This is a genomic window from Enterobacter sp. MEB024 (genome assembly GCF_030209635.1).
GTDB lineage: Bacteria > Pseudomonadota > Gammaproteobacteria > Enterobacterales > Enterobacteriaceae > Enterobacter > Enterobacter ludwigii.
The window spans coordinates 63,917-81,258 of the sequence record NZ_JARVRQ010000015.1 but is presented as its reverse complement, the minus strand read 5'-3'; the positions used below and the strand labels follow the sequence as shown (position 1 = coordinate 81,258).

General features: G+C 54.4%; 16 protein-coding genes. 7 read left to right on the top strand and 9 right to left on the bottom strand.

Annotated features, from left to right (window positions below; all coding sequences use genetic code 11):
• Positions 1-15: 15 nt before the first annotated feature.
• The 8 genes from QRN24_RS20170 to mntR all read right to left on the bottom strand — a co-directional run bounded on the left by QRN24_RS20170 (position 16) and on the right by mntR (position 9,923).
• A complete protein-coding gene (locus tag QRN24_RS20170; protein WP_108648541.1) occupies positions 16-1,338 on the bottom strand; it encodes a PTS sugar transporter subunit IIC in 1,323 nt (440 codons plus the stop codon).
• A gap of 51 nt (positions 1,339-1,389) precedes the next feature.
• Positions 1,390-2,766, bottom strand: coding sequence for a glycoside hydrolase family 1 protein (locus QRN24_RS20165; RefSeq protein ID WP_032681380.1), 1,377 nt, complete (start codon positions 2,764-2,766; stop codon positions 1,390-1,392).
• Positions 2,767-2,912: 146 nt separating this feature from the next.
• Positions 2,913-3,953: an aldo/keto reductase gene (locus QRN24_RS20160; protein WP_014169266.1), complete on the bottom strand. Its 1,041-nt coding sequence runs from the start codon at positions 3,951-3,953 to the stop codon at positions 2,913-2,915.
• Positions 3,954-4,059: 106 nt separating this feature from the next.
• Complete coding sequence (locus QRN24_RS20155; RefSeq protein WP_025204620.1) at positions 4,060-5,580, bottom strand: efflux transporter outer membrane subunit; 1,521 nt, start codon at positions 5,578-5,580, stop codon at positions 4,060-4,062.
• Positions 5,580-7,151 carry a DHA2 family efflux MFS transporter permease subunit gene (locus QRN24_RS20150; RefSeq protein ID WP_014169264.1) on the bottom strand — a complete coding sequence of 524 codons (1,572 nt, stop codon included), beginning with the start codon at positions 7,149-7,151 and terminating at the stop codon, positions 5,580-5,582. Before QRN24_RS20150 ends, QRN24_RS20155 begins: the two co-directional genes overlap by 1 nt.
• Entirely contained in the window at positions 7,148-8,242 is a 1,095-nt protein-coding gene (locus tag QRN24_RS20145) for an HlyD family secretion protein (protein WP_284942992.1), read from the bottom strand. The genes QRN24_RS20150 and QRN24_RS20145 overlap by 4 nt, the downstream gene beginning before the upstream one ends.
• A 101-nt stretch (positions 8,243-8,343) precedes the next feature.
• On the bottom strand, positions 8,344-9,453 hold the full coding sequence (locus tag QRN24_RS20140; RefSeq protein WP_040016987.1) for an anion transporter: 1,110 nt from the start codon (positions 9,451-9,453) through the stop codon (positions 8,344-8,346).
• Positions 9,450-9,923: a manganese-binding transcriptional regulator MntR gene (gene mntR / locus QRN24_RS20135; protein ID WP_014169260.1), complete on the bottom strand. Its 474-nt coding sequence runs from the start codon at positions 9,921-9,923 to the stop codon at positions 9,450-9,452. Before mntR ends, QRN24_RS20140 begins: the two co-directional genes overlap by 4 nt.
• 183 nt (positions 9,924-10,106) lie before the next feature.
• Here mntR and mntS point away from each other — a divergent pair, with 183 nt between their 5' ends.
• Together mntS and QRN24_RS20125 are read left to right on the top strand one after the other, a co-directional pair.
• Positions 10,107-10,238, top strand: coding sequence for a manganase accumulation protein MntS (gene mntS, locus QRN24_RS20130; RefSeq protein WP_020884908.1), 132 nt, complete (start codon positions 10,107-10,109; stop codon positions 10,236-10,238).
• Between the two features lie 283 nt (positions 10,239-10,521).
• Positions 10,522-12,105 carry a phosphoethanolamine transferase gene (locus tag QRN24_RS20125; protein ID WP_284942991.1) on the top strand — a complete coding sequence of 528 codons (1,584 nt, stop codon included), beginning with the start codon at positions 10,522-10,524 and terminating at the stop codon, positions 12,103-12,105.
• A gap of 95 nt (positions 12,106-12,200) precedes the next feature.
• On the opposite strand, the gene ompX is transcribed toward QRN24_RS20125, so the two are convergent.
• Positions 12,201-12,719: an outer membrane protein OmpX gene (ompX, locus tag QRN24_RS20120; RefSeq protein WP_020884910.1), complete on the bottom strand. Its 519-nt coding sequence runs from the start codon at positions 12,717-12,719 to the stop codon at positions 12,201-12,203.
• A gap of 354 nt (positions 12,720-13,073) precedes the next feature.
• Between ompX and rhtA the strand changes: the two genes are divergently transcribed.
• From rhtA to glnQ, 5 genes are all read left to right on the top strand, one after another.
• Positions 13,074-13,961: a threonine/homoserine exporter RhtA gene (gene rhtA, locus QRN24_RS20115; RefSeq protein WP_284942990.1), complete on the top strand. Its 888-nt coding sequence runs from the start codon at positions 13,074-13,076 to the stop codon at positions 13,959-13,961.
• 300 nt (positions 13,962-14,261) lie between these two features.
• Positions 14,262-14,765: a DNA starvation/stationary phase protection protein Dps gene (gene dps, locus QRN24_RS20110; RefSeq protein WP_010428924.1), complete on the top strand. Its 504-nt coding sequence runs from the start codon at positions 14,262-14,264 to the stop codon at positions 14,763-14,765.
• Between the two features lie 362 nt (positions 14,766-15,127).
• The gene (gene glnH, locus QRN24_RS20105; protein ID WP_014883108.1) at positions 15,128-15,871 is read left to right on the top strand and encodes a glutamine ABC transporter substrate-binding protein GlnH; all 744 of its coding nucleotides are present in this window, start codon (positions 15,128-15,130) and stop codon (positions 15,869-15,871) included.
• An 84-nt stretch (positions 15,872-15,955) separates the two neighbouring features.
• Complete coding sequence (gene glnP, locus QRN24_RS20100; protein ID WP_014169254.1) at positions 15,956-16,615, top strand: glutamine ABC transporter permease GlnP; 660 nt, start codon at positions 15,956-15,958, stop codon at positions 16,613-16,615.
• Positions 16,612-17,334, top strand: a complete 723-nt coding sequence (glnQ, locus tag QRN24_RS20095) for a glutamine ABC transporter ATP-binding protein GlnQ (protein WP_014169252.1) — start codon at positions 16,612-16,614, stop codon at positions 17,332-17,334. The genes glnP and glnQ overlap by 4 nt, the downstream gene beginning before the upstream one ends.
• Positions 17,335-17,342: the final 8 nt, after the last annotated feature.

The following is a 17,342-nucleotide window of genomic DNA, read 5'->3' as shown; positions in this document are numbered from 1 at the left end:
CGTCCTTCCTTTCTGTTAGTTTTCTGTCCCGCTGTTTTTTAATGCCACTCTCTCGGCAATTTTGAGGAAAGGCAGGTAGAAGAATACACCAAATACAATGATTGCCAACTGCACGACCACGGCGCGCCAGTCCCCTGCCGTTGCCAGCCAGGCGCTCAGAATGGGCGGAGTTGTCCACGGGATCATAACCACACAGCGCGACATTAACCCCAGGGTAGTACAGAGCCACGCAAACCAGATACCTATGGCAGGTAGCAGCACAAAGGGGATCATCAGCGGCAGGTTGAACACAATCGGCAGGCCAAAAATGACCGGCTCGTTGATGTTAAACAGACCCGGCGCCAGCGACAAACGGGCCACCTGTTTCGCCGATTTTTGCCGTGAGAAGACGAAAATGGCAATCAACAGGGAAATCGTGCTGCCGGTGCCCCCCACCATACCAAAGGTCGGTACAAAGATATTATTGATGATATGTGGGACAGGCTGACCGTTGGCAAAGGCCAGCATATTCTCGTTGGTGTTGATCAGCAGAAACGGCTCCAGCACCACGCTGTTAACCACTGACTGATGGATCCCAAGCGTGAACAGGAAGTTACCAAAGCTATAGATAAAAATCGTGCCCGGCAGGCTGGTATTGATCAGGCGCAGCGGCTGCTGAATAAAAGTGGTGATCAGATGGATGAGATCCGTGTGCAACACGTTCGCCAGAAGCGCGGCCAGTATGGCAAACAGGGAAAGCGTCAGGATCGTCGGGATCAGCGCGGTAAACGATTTACTGACCGCCGGCGGTACATTTTCACCTAAAGAAATGTGCAGCGCTTTCAGACGAGAAATGGCGATAAACAGTTCCGTTGAGAGCAGACCAATCAGCACCCCGGCAAAAATGCCGGTTGAGCCAATATTGGAGAACGTCAGCACCTGCGTGACGTTCACCGTGGCGTCGCTGCCGACGGGCGTGAGCTGTAAGCGCATCGGCATCATAATGATAAAACTGCTGATGGCGATAACCACTGCCGAGACCGGGTTGTCGAAGTCTTTGTTGCGTGCCAGCGACCAGGCAATCATCGGTGCCAGCAACAGCGCGGCGATATTCAGCGTACCGTTAATAATCGCCTCGCCCCACACCTTAAAATGCGCCAGCGTGTCGCCTTCAAAAATCCATGGAAATACCACGTTATTCACCAGCACCGCCAGACCGGCAAGGATGAAAATGGGCATGACCGTGGCGAAGGCATCGCGCAGGGAACGCAGGTGCACCTGGTTTGCCAGGCGCGCCGAGAACTCAACAAATCTGTCGACAAAAGACTGCATATGCGGTGTTATTTTTGTTTCAGACATAGCGGATATTTCCCTTCAATCAGTCACAAAAACGGCCCGGCAGCGTACGGCTTACATCTCGCGTCCGTTGGTATGGATAACCTGTTTCAACCATGCGTAGCTCTTCTTCGGTACGCGCTTCAAGTCTTTGAGGTCGTGGTTTTCACGGTTCACATAGACCACGCCGTAACGCTTACGCATGTCTCCCTGTGAACTCAGAATGTCGATTAAGCCCCAGCCGAGGTAACCGATCACCTCTGCGCCATCCTCAAACATGGCTTGTTTCATCGCCTCGATATGCGCCCGGTGGTAGTCAATACGGTAGGTATCTTCAATCGGATTCACACCGTCCCAGGACTCGATCACCCCAATACCGTTTTCAATCGGGAATACCGGCATACGCCAGTCGTTGTAATAGCGGGTGATGATGGTGCGAAAGCCCAGCGGATCAATCTGCCAGTTCCATTCGGTCGCTTTCAGGTACGGGTTATTTTTATCACCGTGCAGAAGGTAATCGTTGACCGGCGTTCCTTCGGGGATCGCATCGCTGTCGAGGGTTTTACTGGCGTAGTAACTGAAGGCCATATAGTCGTTTTTGGTACGCGCCAGCAGCGCAAGATCCTCAGCGCGGTAGATATCCGCAAAACCTTGCTGTTCCACGACCGCCATCACCGCCGGGCTGTAACCCTGGCCGGCAAAGACGCGCAGCAGGTTCTGGTTGAGGAATTCGTCATACTGCTGGGCGCAGAAGATATCACGCGGTTTACAGGTCGCCGGATAGACCAGCTGGTGCGCCAGCATGCCGCCCATCAGCTGCCCCGGACGGGTCTGGTGCAGGTATTCGGTCAGGGTCATATGCGCGACCATGGTGTGGTGCTGCAGTTCATACAGCTCGCGCAGGGTTTTCTCGCCTTTCATATAGCCCGAGATCCGGAAGGCTTCCGGCATGTGGAAGATGTTCTGCTCGTTAAACGTCAGCCAGTACTTCACCCGGTCGCCGTAACAGTCGATCATTTTTTTGCCGTAGCGGATAAACGCGTCCATCACACGGCGATCGTTAAAACCGTTGTACTCCTGCGCCAGCGCCAGCGGCATATCGAAGTGGTAGAGGCAGATCATCGGCTCAATGCCGCGGGCAATTAAATCGTTAATAAAGCGGTCATAAAAGGCGATACCTTCGTCGTTGAAGTCACCGTCGCCCTGTGGACATACGCGGCTCCAGGCGATCTGAAAGCGGTAGCAGTTCATGCCCAGATCCTGCATCAGGTCGAAATCTTCCCGATAGCGGTGGTAGGAATCGGTCGCGACTTTCCAGTCAGAAACGTTCTCCCCGGCTTCGCGAATGTCATATACCGACATTCCCTTTCCTCCCTCATTCCAGGCTCCCTCCGTCTGCATACTGGATACGGAATTGCCCCATAAAAAATTGGCTGGCAGAAATTGATTCATGATCGCTCCCTATATGACTAGTCATTTAAAATTTCATGACTAGTCATATAGGCGAAGACGAAAAATCAATCAAAGAGGAGGATCGTTTTTTGTGAGCAAGGCGGGAAAAAAACCCGGTCAGCGAAGCGAGACCGGGGGAAGGACGGTTATTGTTGTGCGAGCTGATGACGGCGATATTCACCCTGCCGCTCCAGCATCCAGCCCGGGTACTCGCGCGGCAGCGCGCTGACGGCATCAAGCTGTTTAAGCTCGTCTTCGCTTAAACGGATCCCGGTGGCGGCAATGTTGTCGTCCAGCTGGTCGACACGTTTGGCACCAATAATGACGCTGGTTACGGCCTTCTGATGCAGTAACCACGCCAGCGCAATTTGCGCCACAGAGACCCCCTTGCGCTCGGCCAGAGTGCGCATCACATCCACGCAATCGAAAGCACGCTCTTTATTCACCGGCGGGAAGTCAAATTCCAGGCGGCGACCGCCAGATTCACTCTGCCCGTCACGGCCATATTTTCCGCTAAGCAGACCACCTGCCAGTGGGCTCCAGACCATCAACCCGACGCCTTCACTCTGCATCATCGGTATCAGTTCACGCTCAAGATCGCGCCCGGCGATGGTGTAATACGCCTGCAGCGAAGCAAAACGCGCCAGTCCAAGGCGTTCGGAAATGCCCAGCGCTTTGGCAATCTGCCACGCCGCCCAGTTAGAGACGCCGATATAACGCACGTGCCCATGCTGCACCAGGTTATCCAGCGCGTAGAGCATCTCTTCGACCGGGGTTGCCGGGTCAAAACCGTGGAGCTGATACAGATCGATATGATCGAGCTGCAGACGGCGCAGGCTCTCTTTGACGCTACTGATGATGTGATAGCGCGAACTGCCGCGGGAGTTCACCCCGGCCGTGCCCGTTTCGCCAAACACTTTGGTGGCAACCACCACGTTTTCGCGCGGAATTTTCAGGTTCTTCAGCGCCTGGCCGGTGATCTCCTCCGAGCGCCCTTCCGAATACACATCCGCGGTATCGATGAAATTAATTCCGGCATCCAGTGCACGGCCCACCAGCTGCTCGGCTTCACTTTGCTGCAGCTGACCAATCTTGCCCCACATGCCGCCTTCTCCGCCGAAGGTCATGGTGCCAAGGCACAGTTCAGACACAAACAGACCGGTATTGCCCAGTTTTTGATAACGCATAAGATAATCCTCGCATGTCGTTCGATGGGTACCCGATAGTTATACCCGCCCCATAGCCATCGCGAATGTGGTGTTCCTGTCCGTTTCTTGCCCAATCCTCTGAATCTTATCCGCGCGGAGCCTCACCAAAGACCTTGTAATCCGGTAATTGCACCTGCTGATACGGCTCCCAGCCGCCGCCCAGCGCTTTGTAGAGCGCCACCAGATCGAGAGCGCTTTGTACCTGCGCCTGCGCGCGTTGCTGCTGCGCCTGCGCCAGCTGCCGCTGGGCATCCAGCACGTCAATAAAGCTGGCGATCCCCTGCCGGTAGCTGTCGCTTGCCAAATCAAACGCGTTTTGCAACGCATCGATGGTTTTAGCAAGGCCGGCTTCACGCTGCTGATCGGTGCGGTAGCTCACCAGCGCATTCTCTACGTCCCCGAGCGCGGTGAGCACCGTCTGGCGGTAGTCGAGCACTGCCGCGCCCTGCTGCGCACGCGCCACCTTCACGCTCGAGACCAGTCTTCCGCCCTGGAAAATCGGTATCGAGACCTGCGGGCCGAAGCTGTAGAAGTGGCTGCTCCAGTCCGTCAGCCAGTTGGTTTCGCTGTTTCGCAGGCCGAACTGCCCGGAGAGGGTAAAGCTCGGGAACAGCTGCGCCACGGAAACGCCAATCTGCGCCGTGGCGGCGTGGAGGTTGGCTTCCGCCTCGCGCACGTCAGGACGACGACGGGCCAGCGTAGAGGGGATACCCGTTTGTACGATATCCGGCAGGGCGGGCATCGGCTGCGCCGACTGCAGCTCCGCATCCAGCGCCCCCGGCGGCTTGCCGAGTAAAATCGCGAGGCCATTCATTGCCTGCCGTGCCTGGGCCTGATACTGAGGAAGCTGCGCTTCGAGGTTCCCCAACTGGGCACGCGCGTTTTCAACGTCCATCTGCGGTGACAGCCCGCCCCGCTGGCGGCTTTCGGTGAGTTCCAGGGTTTGTTGCGCGCTCTTAATCTGGGTGTTTAGCGTGGCAATGATGCTCTGCGCCCCCCGCAGCTGCAGCCATGCGCGCGCCACTTCCGCCTCCAGCGACACCAGCGCGTCGTTACGCTGCTCTATCGCCGCTTTCTGCTGCGCTTCGGCAGCCTCTACCTGTCGGCGCACCTTGCCCCACAGGTCGATTTCCCACTGCGCATCGAAGCTCCCCTGGTAAAGATTGATCGGCTGCGTCAGCGGTCCTAGCGCGCCCCTGAGTTCAGGATCCACGTTATCAAGCTGGTCGTACACGCCGTGGGATTTCAGCTCTCCCTCCAGCCCAAGCTGCTGGCGCGTGGCCTGCAGATTACCGTTTACGGAAGGGTAAAACGCCCCACCCGCCTGGTTAATCTGTTCGCGCGCCCCGGCAATACGCAACACCGTCTGCTGCAGGGATAAATTTCCCGCGATCGCGCGCTCTATCAGGCTGTCCAGCTGCGGTGAACCGAAGGTTTTCCACCAGCGTGGGTTGGTTGCCGTCGAGGCCGTTTTTGACTTCACGCCGCTGTCACCCGGATCGTTCCAGTGTGTCGGGGTCTGCGACGCCGGCGGCTGGTAATCTGGCCCCACGGCACAGCCTGCCAGCAGCATGATCATCAGGGGGGTTAAACGTCTGTGTATCATCAATGTGCTCCTGCACTCCCCTCGCTCTTAACCGGCGAGAGCAACAAACAAAACGGAATCAGTAACATGGCTACCACGCTCAGAATGGTGAACACGTCGATATACGCCAGGAAGCGCGACTGCTCGATCATGGTCTGGTACATGCGCCCGGTGGCGATACCGGTAGGGTCCCCGACCTGAGTGGTGAAGTTCTGGATCGCCTGTGCGCTTTCGCGTATCGCCAGCTGGAACTGTTCATTAAACGGTGACGCGTGATAGGCCAGATGCGCGCTGTGCGCCTGGGAACGTTCGGTAATGGCCGCCGTAGAAAGCGAGATGCCAATTGAGCCCGCCACGTTGCGAAACATGGTGAACAGCGCCGCCGCATCGGCGTTCAGCCGCCTCGGTATCGAAATAAAAGCAATGGTGGTGAGAGGAACAAACAGGAACCCAAGCCCTATCGACTGGGCGCTGCGGAACAACACCAGCGTTTCGAAATCGATATCCGGGGTCAGCGTACGTGACCAGAAGAACGACACCGCCAGGCAGGTAAAACCAAAAGCGATAATCCAGCGCGTCTGCACCACCGGCATCAGCTTCAGCACCAGCGGGATAGTCAATACGATCAACACGGCGCCCGGCGAAAGCACCAGCCCGGACCAGGTGGCGGTGTAGCCCAGATCCTGCTGTGCAAGCTGCGGAATCACCACCGAACTGCCGTACAGAATCATCGCCATGCCCGCCATCAGCAGGCTGGAGATGGCGAAGTTGCGATCTTTCATGCAGTGCAGATCTACCACCGGTTTTTTGGCATACACCAGCCAGTAAATCGCTCCAATAATGCCGATGAGCGTCAGCACGGCGAAGGTGCGAATAAAGTTCGAATAAAACCAGTCCTCATCTTCTCCCCGGTCGAGCATCACCTGCAGGCAGCCCAGCCCCAGCGCGATCAGGCCAATCCCCGTCCAGTCGATAGACAGCTTTTCTTTCGATTTGCTTTCCCATGGCGGGTCTTCCAGCAGCTGGTAGATCGCCAGCACCGTTACAATCCCCACCGGAATGTTGATGAAGAAAACCCAGCGCCAGGAGTAGTTATCGGTGATCCAGCCGCCCAGCGTCGGGCCAAGTACCGGCGCAACGATGATGGCGATTGACGACAGACCAAACGCTTTACCCCGGTCCTCGGGTTTAAAGTAGTCGAGCAGCACCGACTGCTGCGTGGGCTGCAGCCCGCCGCCGAAAAAGCCCTGCATTACGCGAAAAAGAATGATCTGCCACAGCTCGGTGGCGATCCCGCACAGGAACGAACAGACGGTGAACATCACGATGCAGATCAGGAAGAACTGCTTGCGGCCAAAAACCCGGCTCAGGAAAGCCGATATCGGCAGCACTATGCCGTTTGCCACCAGGTAGCTGGTCAATACCCAGGTGGATTCGTCGTAGCTGGACGAGAGCGACCCGGCCACATGCGGGAGTGCCACGTTAACGATAGTGGTGTCGAGGATCTCCATAAACACCGCCAGCGTGACCACAATCGCCACCGCCCACGGATTACTGGCAGGTCGCCAGTTGTCGTGGCTGTGATCCGTCATTCCACTGTCACCTTCGGTGCCACCGACAGCCCAAGCGGCAGCGGTTTGTTGGGATCCAGCCCTTTATCAATCACGATCTTCACCGGCACGCGCTGAACGATTTTGACAAAGTTACCGGTAGCGTTTTCCGACGGGAAGGCGGAGAAACGCGAGCCGCTGCCCTGTTGAATACTGTCGACATGGCCTTCGAGCGCCATATCCGGCCAGGCATCTACGGACACCTCGACCTTATCGCCCGACTTCATGCGTTCGAGCTGCGATTCTTTAAAGTTCGCCACCACCCACACATTCGGCGAGACCAGTGAAAACAGCGCAGTACCCGCCTGCACCAGGGTGCCGGGCTGGACGTTGCGTTTAGTGACAAAACCGTCAAACGGGGCGCGGACTTCGGTGTAAGAGAGGTTCAGCGTCGCGGTTTCCAGCTGCGCTTTGGCCTGATCGACCTGGCGCTGACGCGCTTCCACATTGGTTTCCTGCTGGCGGATCTGCAGCTGTACCTGCTCCGCCACTTCAAGCTGCGCCTGCGCACTTGCCAGGCCCGCCTGGGCACTGCGCAGCTGGGCATTGGCGGTATCAATACTTTGCTGGGTGGTCGCTCGCGGGTCAACGCCTCGCTGGCGGCGATACTCCGCCTGCGCATTGGCCAGATCGGCCTGCGCTTTAATCACCTGCGCTTTGGCTTCATCACGCTGAGCGGGATACTGGACTTTTGACAGCGCCAGCTGCGCCTGAGCCTGATGCAGCTGGGCTATCGCCAGCCCAAGCTGGGCCTGCGCCTGATCGCGCTGGGCAGTGGTATCACGCGGATCGATAACCACCAGCAGGTCACCCTTTTTCACCCGCTGGTTATCGCGCACGCGCAGCTCGGTGACATAGCCTGCCGTTTTCGGGGCAATCGTCACCACATCACCGTCGGTAAAGGCGTCGTCAGTGGTCTCTTCGTTACGGGTTAAAAACCACCAGACCAGCGCCACGATAACCATCACCACCACGACAATGCCAAGGATGATTAACGGTTTTTTGCCCGGGCGCTTACGCTGTTTAGTGTTGTTTTCCTGCTCGTCAGCAGGCAGGTTTTGATCTTCAGCCATAGGTCAGCAACAGTCCTGTCAGTGAGCGGCATCACACTATGCCGTTCACTAAAGCTAGGACGTTGCTATACGTTTGCCAGGAAAAACTGACAAATTGCGCACTATATGAGAAGGAAAATTCCGAAACCGATCGCCGCGGCCCAAATCAGCATCGGGATCGACCAGACATGGAAACGCCACCAGATACGACGATCGTTAGCCATACGCAGGGCAATCAGGTTAGCAAGCGAACCGGGCAGCAGCCCAAACCCGCCGATATTCACCGCCCACGCCAGCAGCGTGTCAGGGGGAACGTAGTTGAGGAGTAAAATGGTGGAAGGCACGTTGCTGATGAACTGTGACAGACCAATCGCCGTGAGCCACAATCCCGGCTGCGACAGGCCGCTGACGCTGTGCAGAACGTGTTGCAGTACCGGAAGCTGGATAAGCAGATGCACATCAATAAACATCACCATAAAGACCAGCAATAACGTCCAGTCCACGCTGACCAGCACGCGCCGCGCCAGGAATAAAAAACCGGCGGCGACGAGCAGTACGCCCGCCAGTTCATACTTCAGTTCCAGCGCGAACAGGAAAACGATGTACAGCGCCAGACAACTCCACACCAGACGCGGCTGCCACTGCGGGCCCGTGGTACCGCTGTGATACTGCAGTTTTTTGACCGGGAACGCGAACCAGCAGACCGCCAGCAGCGACACCATCATCACCAGCGCCAGCGGAGCCATCTGCCAGGTAAAAGCGGCAAACGACAGCCCGGAGCGTCCCCACAGGAGAATATTTTGTGGGTTGCCGATAGGGGTCAGAAGCGAACCGGCGTTAACGGCCAGCGCCTCAAAAATGATCAGCCGGCTAACCGGGATCTCGCAGAGCTTACGCAACGTGAGCGTGAGTGGCACGATGATAAACAGCGCCACGTCGTTGGTCAGAAACGTCGACAGCACCGCAGCAGAGAACACCATAAACAGCGCCAGACGGCGTTCAGTGGCAAAGCGGCGCACCATTTTACGTCCCAGGACGTCAAAATAGCCGCTCAACTCTACCCCTTTGGTGAGCATCATCAGGCCACTGAGGGTAATGATGGTGCGCCAGTCAATCACCGCAGGCCAGGTGTGTGGCGCAAACGGCACAAAGATGCTCAGTACTGCGCCAATGATGAATAAGAGATGGAAGAAACGATCGCGTGCCAGGGCCTGCAGTCCGGGGATGTTCATTCAGCGGAGGGACCATATTTAAGGGTAAATTCGCGAAACTTAACCAGCGTCTCTTCGCTGACGTGGTGTTCCATTCCTTCCGCGTCCCGGCGGGCAATTTCCGGGCTTACGCCCAGCACCAGTAAGAAGTTTTCGACGAGCTGGTGGCGCTCGCGACTCTCCTGGGCGAGTTTCTCCCCTTCCGGCGTCAGAAAGACGCCGCGCCAGGGGATCATTTCAATCAGGCCCACGGAGGCCAGACGTTTTAACATTTTTGCCACTGTCGGTTGGGAAACGCCCAGCCGTGCAGCCATATCCACCTGGCGCGCCTCCCCGACCTCGCGAATCAAATCGGAAATCAGTTCAACATAGTCATCAATCAGCTCACGACGATGCGCTTCACGTACCTGGCGAAAACCTTCGACATGTTCTTCAACATTCACCAGTTGCGTCGTTTTTCTGATTGTTGGCTTACCTGCGCGACGGTTCATTGTACTTCCTCAGTGGGGTGACGCTTCCAGCGCCCGGTATCGAGAGCGCACATTGTAAACCATCCCTCTACAAGCACAAAAAATTAACGAAATAGCCATAGCTATACAATATAGCCTGTGCTATATCTGTATGTAATGCAGTCACCCTTCACGGATCGAAGGGATCAAAAATCAGGAGGTCTCATGAACGAATTCAAGAGGTGTATGAACGTGTTTACCCACTCTCCCTTTAAAGTACGCCTGATGCTGTTGAACATGCTGTGCGATATGTTTAACAACAAACCCCCGCATCAGGACGACAAACCTTCCCACTAAGCGGCGTTGCGGTACGCCGCTTCATTTTTCCGTCACAAACCCTCTGTACACTGGCTTTCAGCCGCCCTATTCCCGATCTTTTTTACGGATTTGCAATCCCCTTCGCAAAACATCTGCTTAGCAACTGTTGCTATTATTTAGCGCTCGCACTATCTTCTTGCAGCCCTGCACAATTTGCGGCTCGCTGAAGCGGACCCTCATTCCCTCTCCACGCACTGTCAGGCAGGTTATGACCCTTGACGCCAGGGTGAGCACATGGCGTTTTTATCCATGATAGTGACCTATGAATTTAACCCTGATAGACACCGTTGTTACCCGTAGCCGGGCCTTAAGCCCGTGGACGGGATTTTACTTTTTGCAGTCATTACTGATTAACTTTGCGCTTGGCTATCCCTTTAGCCTGCTCTATGCCGTGGCCTTTACCTGCATATTGCATGTGCTGTGGCTAACGGCTCCGCGCGCGCAAAAAACGTTAGTCGGAATCTGTTCTCTGGTCGCTGCACTCTATTTCCCGTTTGGTCAGGCTTACGGCTCGCCGAACTTTAATACCCTGCTGGCGCTGCACTCGACCAATATGGAAGAGTCGACAGAGATCCTGACGATCTTCCCCTGGTACAGCTACGTGGTCGGCCTCTTTATCTTTGCCCTTGGCGTGATAGCCGTTCGCCGTAAACCGGAAGAGAAAAAAACGTGGGGAAAAATTGAGCACCTGTGCCTGGTGTTCAGCGTGGTGGCGTTCTTTGTCGCACCAGTACAAAACCTGGCCTGGGGTGGGGTGTTCAAGCTGAAGGATACCGGCTATCCGGTGTTCCGTTTTGTGAAAGACGTCGTCGTTAACAATAAAGAGGTGCTCGACGAACAGGCACGTATGGCTGAGCTTTCAAATATGAAAGACACCTGGAACGTGCTGGCCGTGAAGCCCAAATATCACACCTATGTGGTGGTGATTGGTGAAAGTGCACGTCGCGACGCCATGGGAGCATTTGGCGGACACTGGGACAACACGCCGTTCGCCAGTTCGGTCAAAGGCACCCTGTTTACCGATTATGTTGCGGCCAGCGGCTCAACGCAGAAATCTCTCGGCCTGACGCTGAACCGGGTGGTCGATGACAAACCCCAGTTTCAGGATAACTTTGTTACCCTGGCGAACCGGGCAGGTTTCCAGACCTGGTGGTTCTCCAATCAGGGGCAAATTGGCGAATACGATACGGCCATTGCCAGTATCGCCAGACGCGCCGACGAAGTGCAGTTCCTGAAGAACGGTGATTTTGAAGCGGACAAGAATACGAAAGATGAAGCGTTGCTGAAAATGACGGCGCAGGTCTTTGCCTCTCCGCGTACCCAGCCGCAGCTGATTGTTCTGCACCTGATGGGGTCTCACCCGCAGGCCTGCGATCGGACCGGCGGTAAATACGCAGAGTTTGTGCAGTCCAAGGAGACCTCATGCTATCTGTACACCATGACGCAAACCGACGACCTGCTCAGCAAACTGTACGATCAGTTACGCAATACGGGTGACAGTTTCTCGATGGTCTACTTCTCGGATCACGGGCTGGCGTTTAAAGAGCGCGGTAAAGAGGTGCAGTATCTGGCGCACGACGACAAGTTCCAGCAGAACTTCCAGGTACCGTTTATGGTTGTGTCGAGTGATGATAAAACGCATCGCATTATTAAAGCGCGGCGTTCGGCCAATGATTTCCTGACCTTCTTCTCGCAGTGGACGGGGATTTCGGCACAGCAGATAAAAAATGCGTACCCGTTTGTCTCTAACAAGAAGGCTCCCCCAGTTTACGTTACCAACTTCAAGTTACAGAAAGTTGACTATAACCATCTGGGAACCGATATCTTCGATATTAAGAGTAAATAATCCGGGCAATCTGCTACCCTCTCCTGCAAGGCGAGGGGTTAACGTAAAAAAAATCCGCCACATTGGGCGGATTTTTTACTGGCTCACCGAAGTGATTAGAAGCGGTAACCTACGCCCGCGATCCAGGTGCCAACGTCAACGTTGCGGATACGGCTCTGCTCATAAGAGAAGTCCAGAGCGACGTCCTGGATTGGGTTGAACTGCAGACCCGCGCCATAGGAGAAGCCGTAGTCGCTGTTGCTTGCAGTGCGGTTCAGACCCTGGTTTTCGGTCTGCTGGAATTTACCGTAGCCAACACCTACAACACCGTAGATGCTTGCCCAGTCGTTCAGACGGTAAGCTGGACCAGCGGTGATGCCGTAGTACTGGCCTTTGTTGTATGCGCCGTTTTCAGAACGATCTTTCTCGGTGTAGGTGAAAGAACCGATCACGCCCAGTGGGTTGTTATCCTGCTCGTAACGATACTTCAGGTTGAAACCGTTAGCTTTGTTCATCACGCCCTGCATATCGCTCTGAGCGTAACCACCAGTTACAGTAGAAGTAGCAGCTACAGCGGTACCTGCGGAAACAGCCAGTACAGCGGCCAGTGCTGAAAGACATGCAATTTTTTTCATAACCACCTCAAATGTGCTTCAAGTAAGTCCGTAAGTTTTAAATATATCAAAAAAATTTGCGAAACTCTTTGTGATTCGTGATGTCTAACTGAACCTTTCCTGTAACAGAACGTTTCCAGCGTCAGCTATCTCATTCAAATCACATACAATTTTCGCTATAAAACGCTCATACTGCGCGTCTGCGCCGTTACATTCATCCAGATTATTCCTAATCTGACAGGCGATAAATCCACCAGCGCTTAACCATTTTACGGAATTTACACGTTTTTTTTTCAACGGTCTCTCAACCGTTGCAGCTTATTTCCTTTACACTGCAACCTTTACTTCATTTGACATAAGTTGACAGGAGAAAGGATGCCTGGGTTATCCCGCTCGTCGTCGGTCTGGTTGCCGGTTGTCGTCATACTCATCGCCATGTTGTCCATTCAAAGCGGTGCCTCGCTGGCCAAATCCCTCTTTCCGCTGGTCGGTGCGCCTGGGGTCACGGCCCTGCGTATTGCCCTCGGAACCGCGATCCTGGTGGTGATTTTCAAACCCTGGCGTTTACGCTTTAAAAAAGAACAACGCTTACCGCTGCTTTTTTACGGGCTGTCCCTGGGAGCGATGAACTACATGTTCTATCTCTCCATCCAGACAATTCCGTTGGGGATTGCCGTGGCACTGGAGTTTACTGGCCCGCTGGCGGTAGCGCTTTTCTCGTCCCGTCGTCCCATTGACTTTATCTGGGTAATTTTAGCCGTTCTTGGCCTGTGGTTCCTACTGCCGCTGGGTCAGAGCGTCTCAGAGATTGATCTCACGGGCGCGGCGCTGGCTCTGGGGGCGGGTGCCTGCTGGGCTATCTATATAGTGACCGGACAGCGCGCCGGGGAAGAGCATGGCCCGGCGACGGTGGCACTCGGTTCATTGATTGCCGCTATCATCTTTGTGCCGGTGGGTATGGCTCAGGCCACCGAGTCCATCTGGCAATGGTCAGTCATGCCCATCGGGCTGGCGGTCGCCATTCTTTCCACAGCACTCCCCTACTCTTTAGAGATGATAGCCCTTACGCGCCTGCCGACGCGCATTTTCGGCACGCTGATGAGCATGGAGCCCGCGCTCGCCGCCCTGTCAGGGATGGTCTTCCTCGGGGAAACCCTGACCTTCACCCAGACGCTGGCCCTGTGTTCGATTATCGCCGCCTCAATGGGCTCAACGCTAACGATGCGCCCGGAACCTAAAGTTGAGAAAATTGACCTCAATTAGCGCCCTATATTCTGCGTGGCTTTATAGCCATGCAGAATAAAGGCCAGTTTCCCGTTTAAAATATTTTTTTACATACTTTGCACTCTTCGTGAAATATTTCCCCCGCTGTCGATAACGTTTTCCTGAATTAGGATTGATCTGCATCAATTTTAAATAATCCCTTTAATTTCATAACATTGTAAACACAACGTCCTTCTCACTATTAAACTAATAGGCAGAGCCTCCCCGCAGGGAAAAAATCCGGTGCTATACTTAATCCCGCAATTACCTGGGACACAAACATCAAGAGGATATGAGATTATGAGTACCGCTAAACTGGTGAAAACGAAAGCGTCTAATCTGCTTTATACCCGTAACGATGTATCGGATAGCGACAAAAAAGCGACCATTGAGTTGCTGAATCGCCAGGTGATCCAGTTCATCGATCTTTCGCTGATCACCAAACAGGCCCACTGGAATATGCGCGGTGCAAACTTTATTGCCGTTCATGAAATGCTGGATGGCTTCCGCACAGCACTGGTTACCCACCTCGATACCATGGCCGAACGTGCCGTACAGTTAGGCGGTGTGGCACTGGGTACCACGCAGGTGATTAACAGCAAGACGCCACTGAAAAGTTATCCGCTGGATATCCATACCGTTCAGGATCACCTGAAAGAGCTGGCAGACCGCTATGCGATAGTGGCTAATGATGTGCGTAAAGCTATCGGTGAAGCGAAAGACGAAGATACTGCTGATATCTTCACCGCCGCTTCCCGCGACCTGGACCAGTTCCTGTGGTTCATAGAGTCCAACATCGAATAATTCATAAGAATTTCCTATACAACCCTCGCCCTCCGGTGAGGGTTTTGCACATCTATGGTGCACGTTTTTGGCCTGAGACGCTGCAAAAGTGAAAAAATTGTAATAATCACCTCACACAACCGTTAACGGAAGATTGTTTTTTCGTCAGAATTTACGCTAAATAACGCTTCGTCTGTTGAGCCAAATGACGCGCACCAAAACGGCGCTCCACTTTGGTGCAATAAAAGTTCATTGCCCCGTTTTCTGTGCAATGCATGACATCATCCCCTTTGTAAAACAACAGCTTGTAAAGTTGGCACGATTTTTTCATTGTGCCACTCGTTCTCGCAGGGGATCGCCCCGTGGATATAAAAGGAAATGCTATGAAGTCTGTATTAAAAGTTTCACTGGCTGCACTTACCCTGGCTTTTGCGGTCTCTTCCCAGGCTGCCGACAAACTGGTTGTGGCGACCGACACGGCGTTCGTTCCGTTTGAATTCAAACAGGGTGATAAGTACGTTGGCTTTGATGTTGATCTGTGGGCTGCTATCGCAAAAGAACTCAAACTGGATTACACCCTGAAGCCAATGGACTTCAGCGGCATCATCCCGGCACTGCAAACGAAAAACGTTGATCTGGCCCTGGCCGGTATCACCATTACTGAAGAACGTAAAAAAGCGATCGACTTCTCTGACGGCTACTACAAAAGCGGCCTGCTGGTGATGGTGAAAGCCGATAATAACGATGTAAAAAGCGTGAAAGACCTCGACGGTAAAGTCGTCGCGGTGAAAGGCGGTACCGGTTCTGTTGATTACGCGAAAGCAAACATCAAAACCAAAGACCTGCGTCAGTTCCCGAACATCGATAACGCCTACATGGAGCTGGGTACCAACCGTGCTGACGCGGTGCTGCACGATACCCCTAACATCCTGTACTTCATCAAAACGGCGGGCAACGGCAAGTTCAAAGCCGTCGGTGATTCTCTGGAAGCTCAGCAGTACGGTATTGCGTTCCCGAAAGGCAGCGACGACCTGCGTACGAAAGTTAACGGCGCGCTGAAAACCCTGAAAGAGAACGGCACCTACAACGAAATCTATAAAAAATGGTTCGGTACCGAGCCTAAATAATAATTCTTAAAAATGACGTTCACTCGGGGGCGACCTTTCGCCCCTGCTATTTTAGAAACACGGTAACAGTAACAGGAAACTATCATGCAGTTTGACTGGAGCGCCATCTGGCCTGCCATTCCTATCTTGCTTGAAGGCGCTAAAATGACCCTGTGGATTTCGGTCCTCGGTCTGGTTGGTGGGTTGATTATCGGTCTTGTCGCCGGTTTCGCCCGCACCTACGGCGGCTGGATTGCAAACCACATCGCACTGGTTTTCATCGAAGTGATCCGCGGCACCCCAATTGTCGTTCAGGTCATGTTCATCTACTTCGCCCTGCCAATGGCTTTCACCGACCTGCGCATTGACCCGTTCAGCGCCGCTGTCGTGACCATTATGATCAACTCAGGTGCCTATATCGCGGAAATTACCCGTGGTGCGGTCCTGTCGATTCATAAAGGTTTCAGTGAAGCGGGTCTGGCGTTAGGCCTTTCTCGTCGCGAAACGATCCGCCACGTCATTCTGCCGTTGGCCCTGCGCCGCATGCTGCCACCGCTGGGGAACCAGTGGATCATCAGTATTAAGGATACGTCGCTGTTCATCGTTATCGGCGTTGCTGAGCTGACCCGTCAGGGCCAGGAGATCATTGCGGGCAACTTCCGTGCGCTGGAAATCTGGAGTGCGGTAGCCGTTGTCTACCTGATCATCACTCTGGTTCTGAGTTTCGTTCTGCGTCGTCTTGAAAGAAGGATGAAAATCCTGTGATTGAATTTAAAAACGTTTCTAAGCACTTTGGCCCAACCCAGGTGCTGCACAATATCGATCTGAACATCAAACAGGGTGAAGTGGTGGTCATTATCGGGCCATCCGGTTCCGGTAAATCGACCCTGCTGCGCTGCATCAACAAGCTGGAAGAGATCACCAGCGGCGATCTGATTGTCGATGGCCTGAAGGTGAATGACCCGAAAGTCGACGACCGTCTGATTCGTCAGGAAGCCGGCATGGTGTTCCAGCAGTTCTACCTGTTCCCGCACCTGACGGCGCTGGAAAACGTAATGTTTGGTCCACTGCGCGTACGTGGTGCCAGCAAAGCGGCGGCGGAAACGCTGGCTAAAGATCTGCTGGCTAAAGTCGGCCTCGCGGAACGGGCTCATCACTACCCTTCTGAGTTGTCCGGTGGACAGCAGCAGCGTGTGGCTATCGCCCGCGCACTGGCGGTAAAACCGAAGATGATGCTGTTCGATGAGCCAACCTCGGCGCTTGACCCGGAACTGCGTCACGAAGTGCTGAAAGTCATGCAGGATCTGGCTGAAGAAGGGATGACGATGGTTATCGTGACCCACGAAATCGGCTTTGCTGAGAAAGTGGCTTCCCGCCTGATCTTTATTGATAAGGGCCGTATCGCTGAAGACGGTAACCCACAAGCGCTGATCGCCAATCCACCGAGCCAGCGCCTGCAGGAGTTCCTGCAGCACGTCTCCTGATAGCGCTT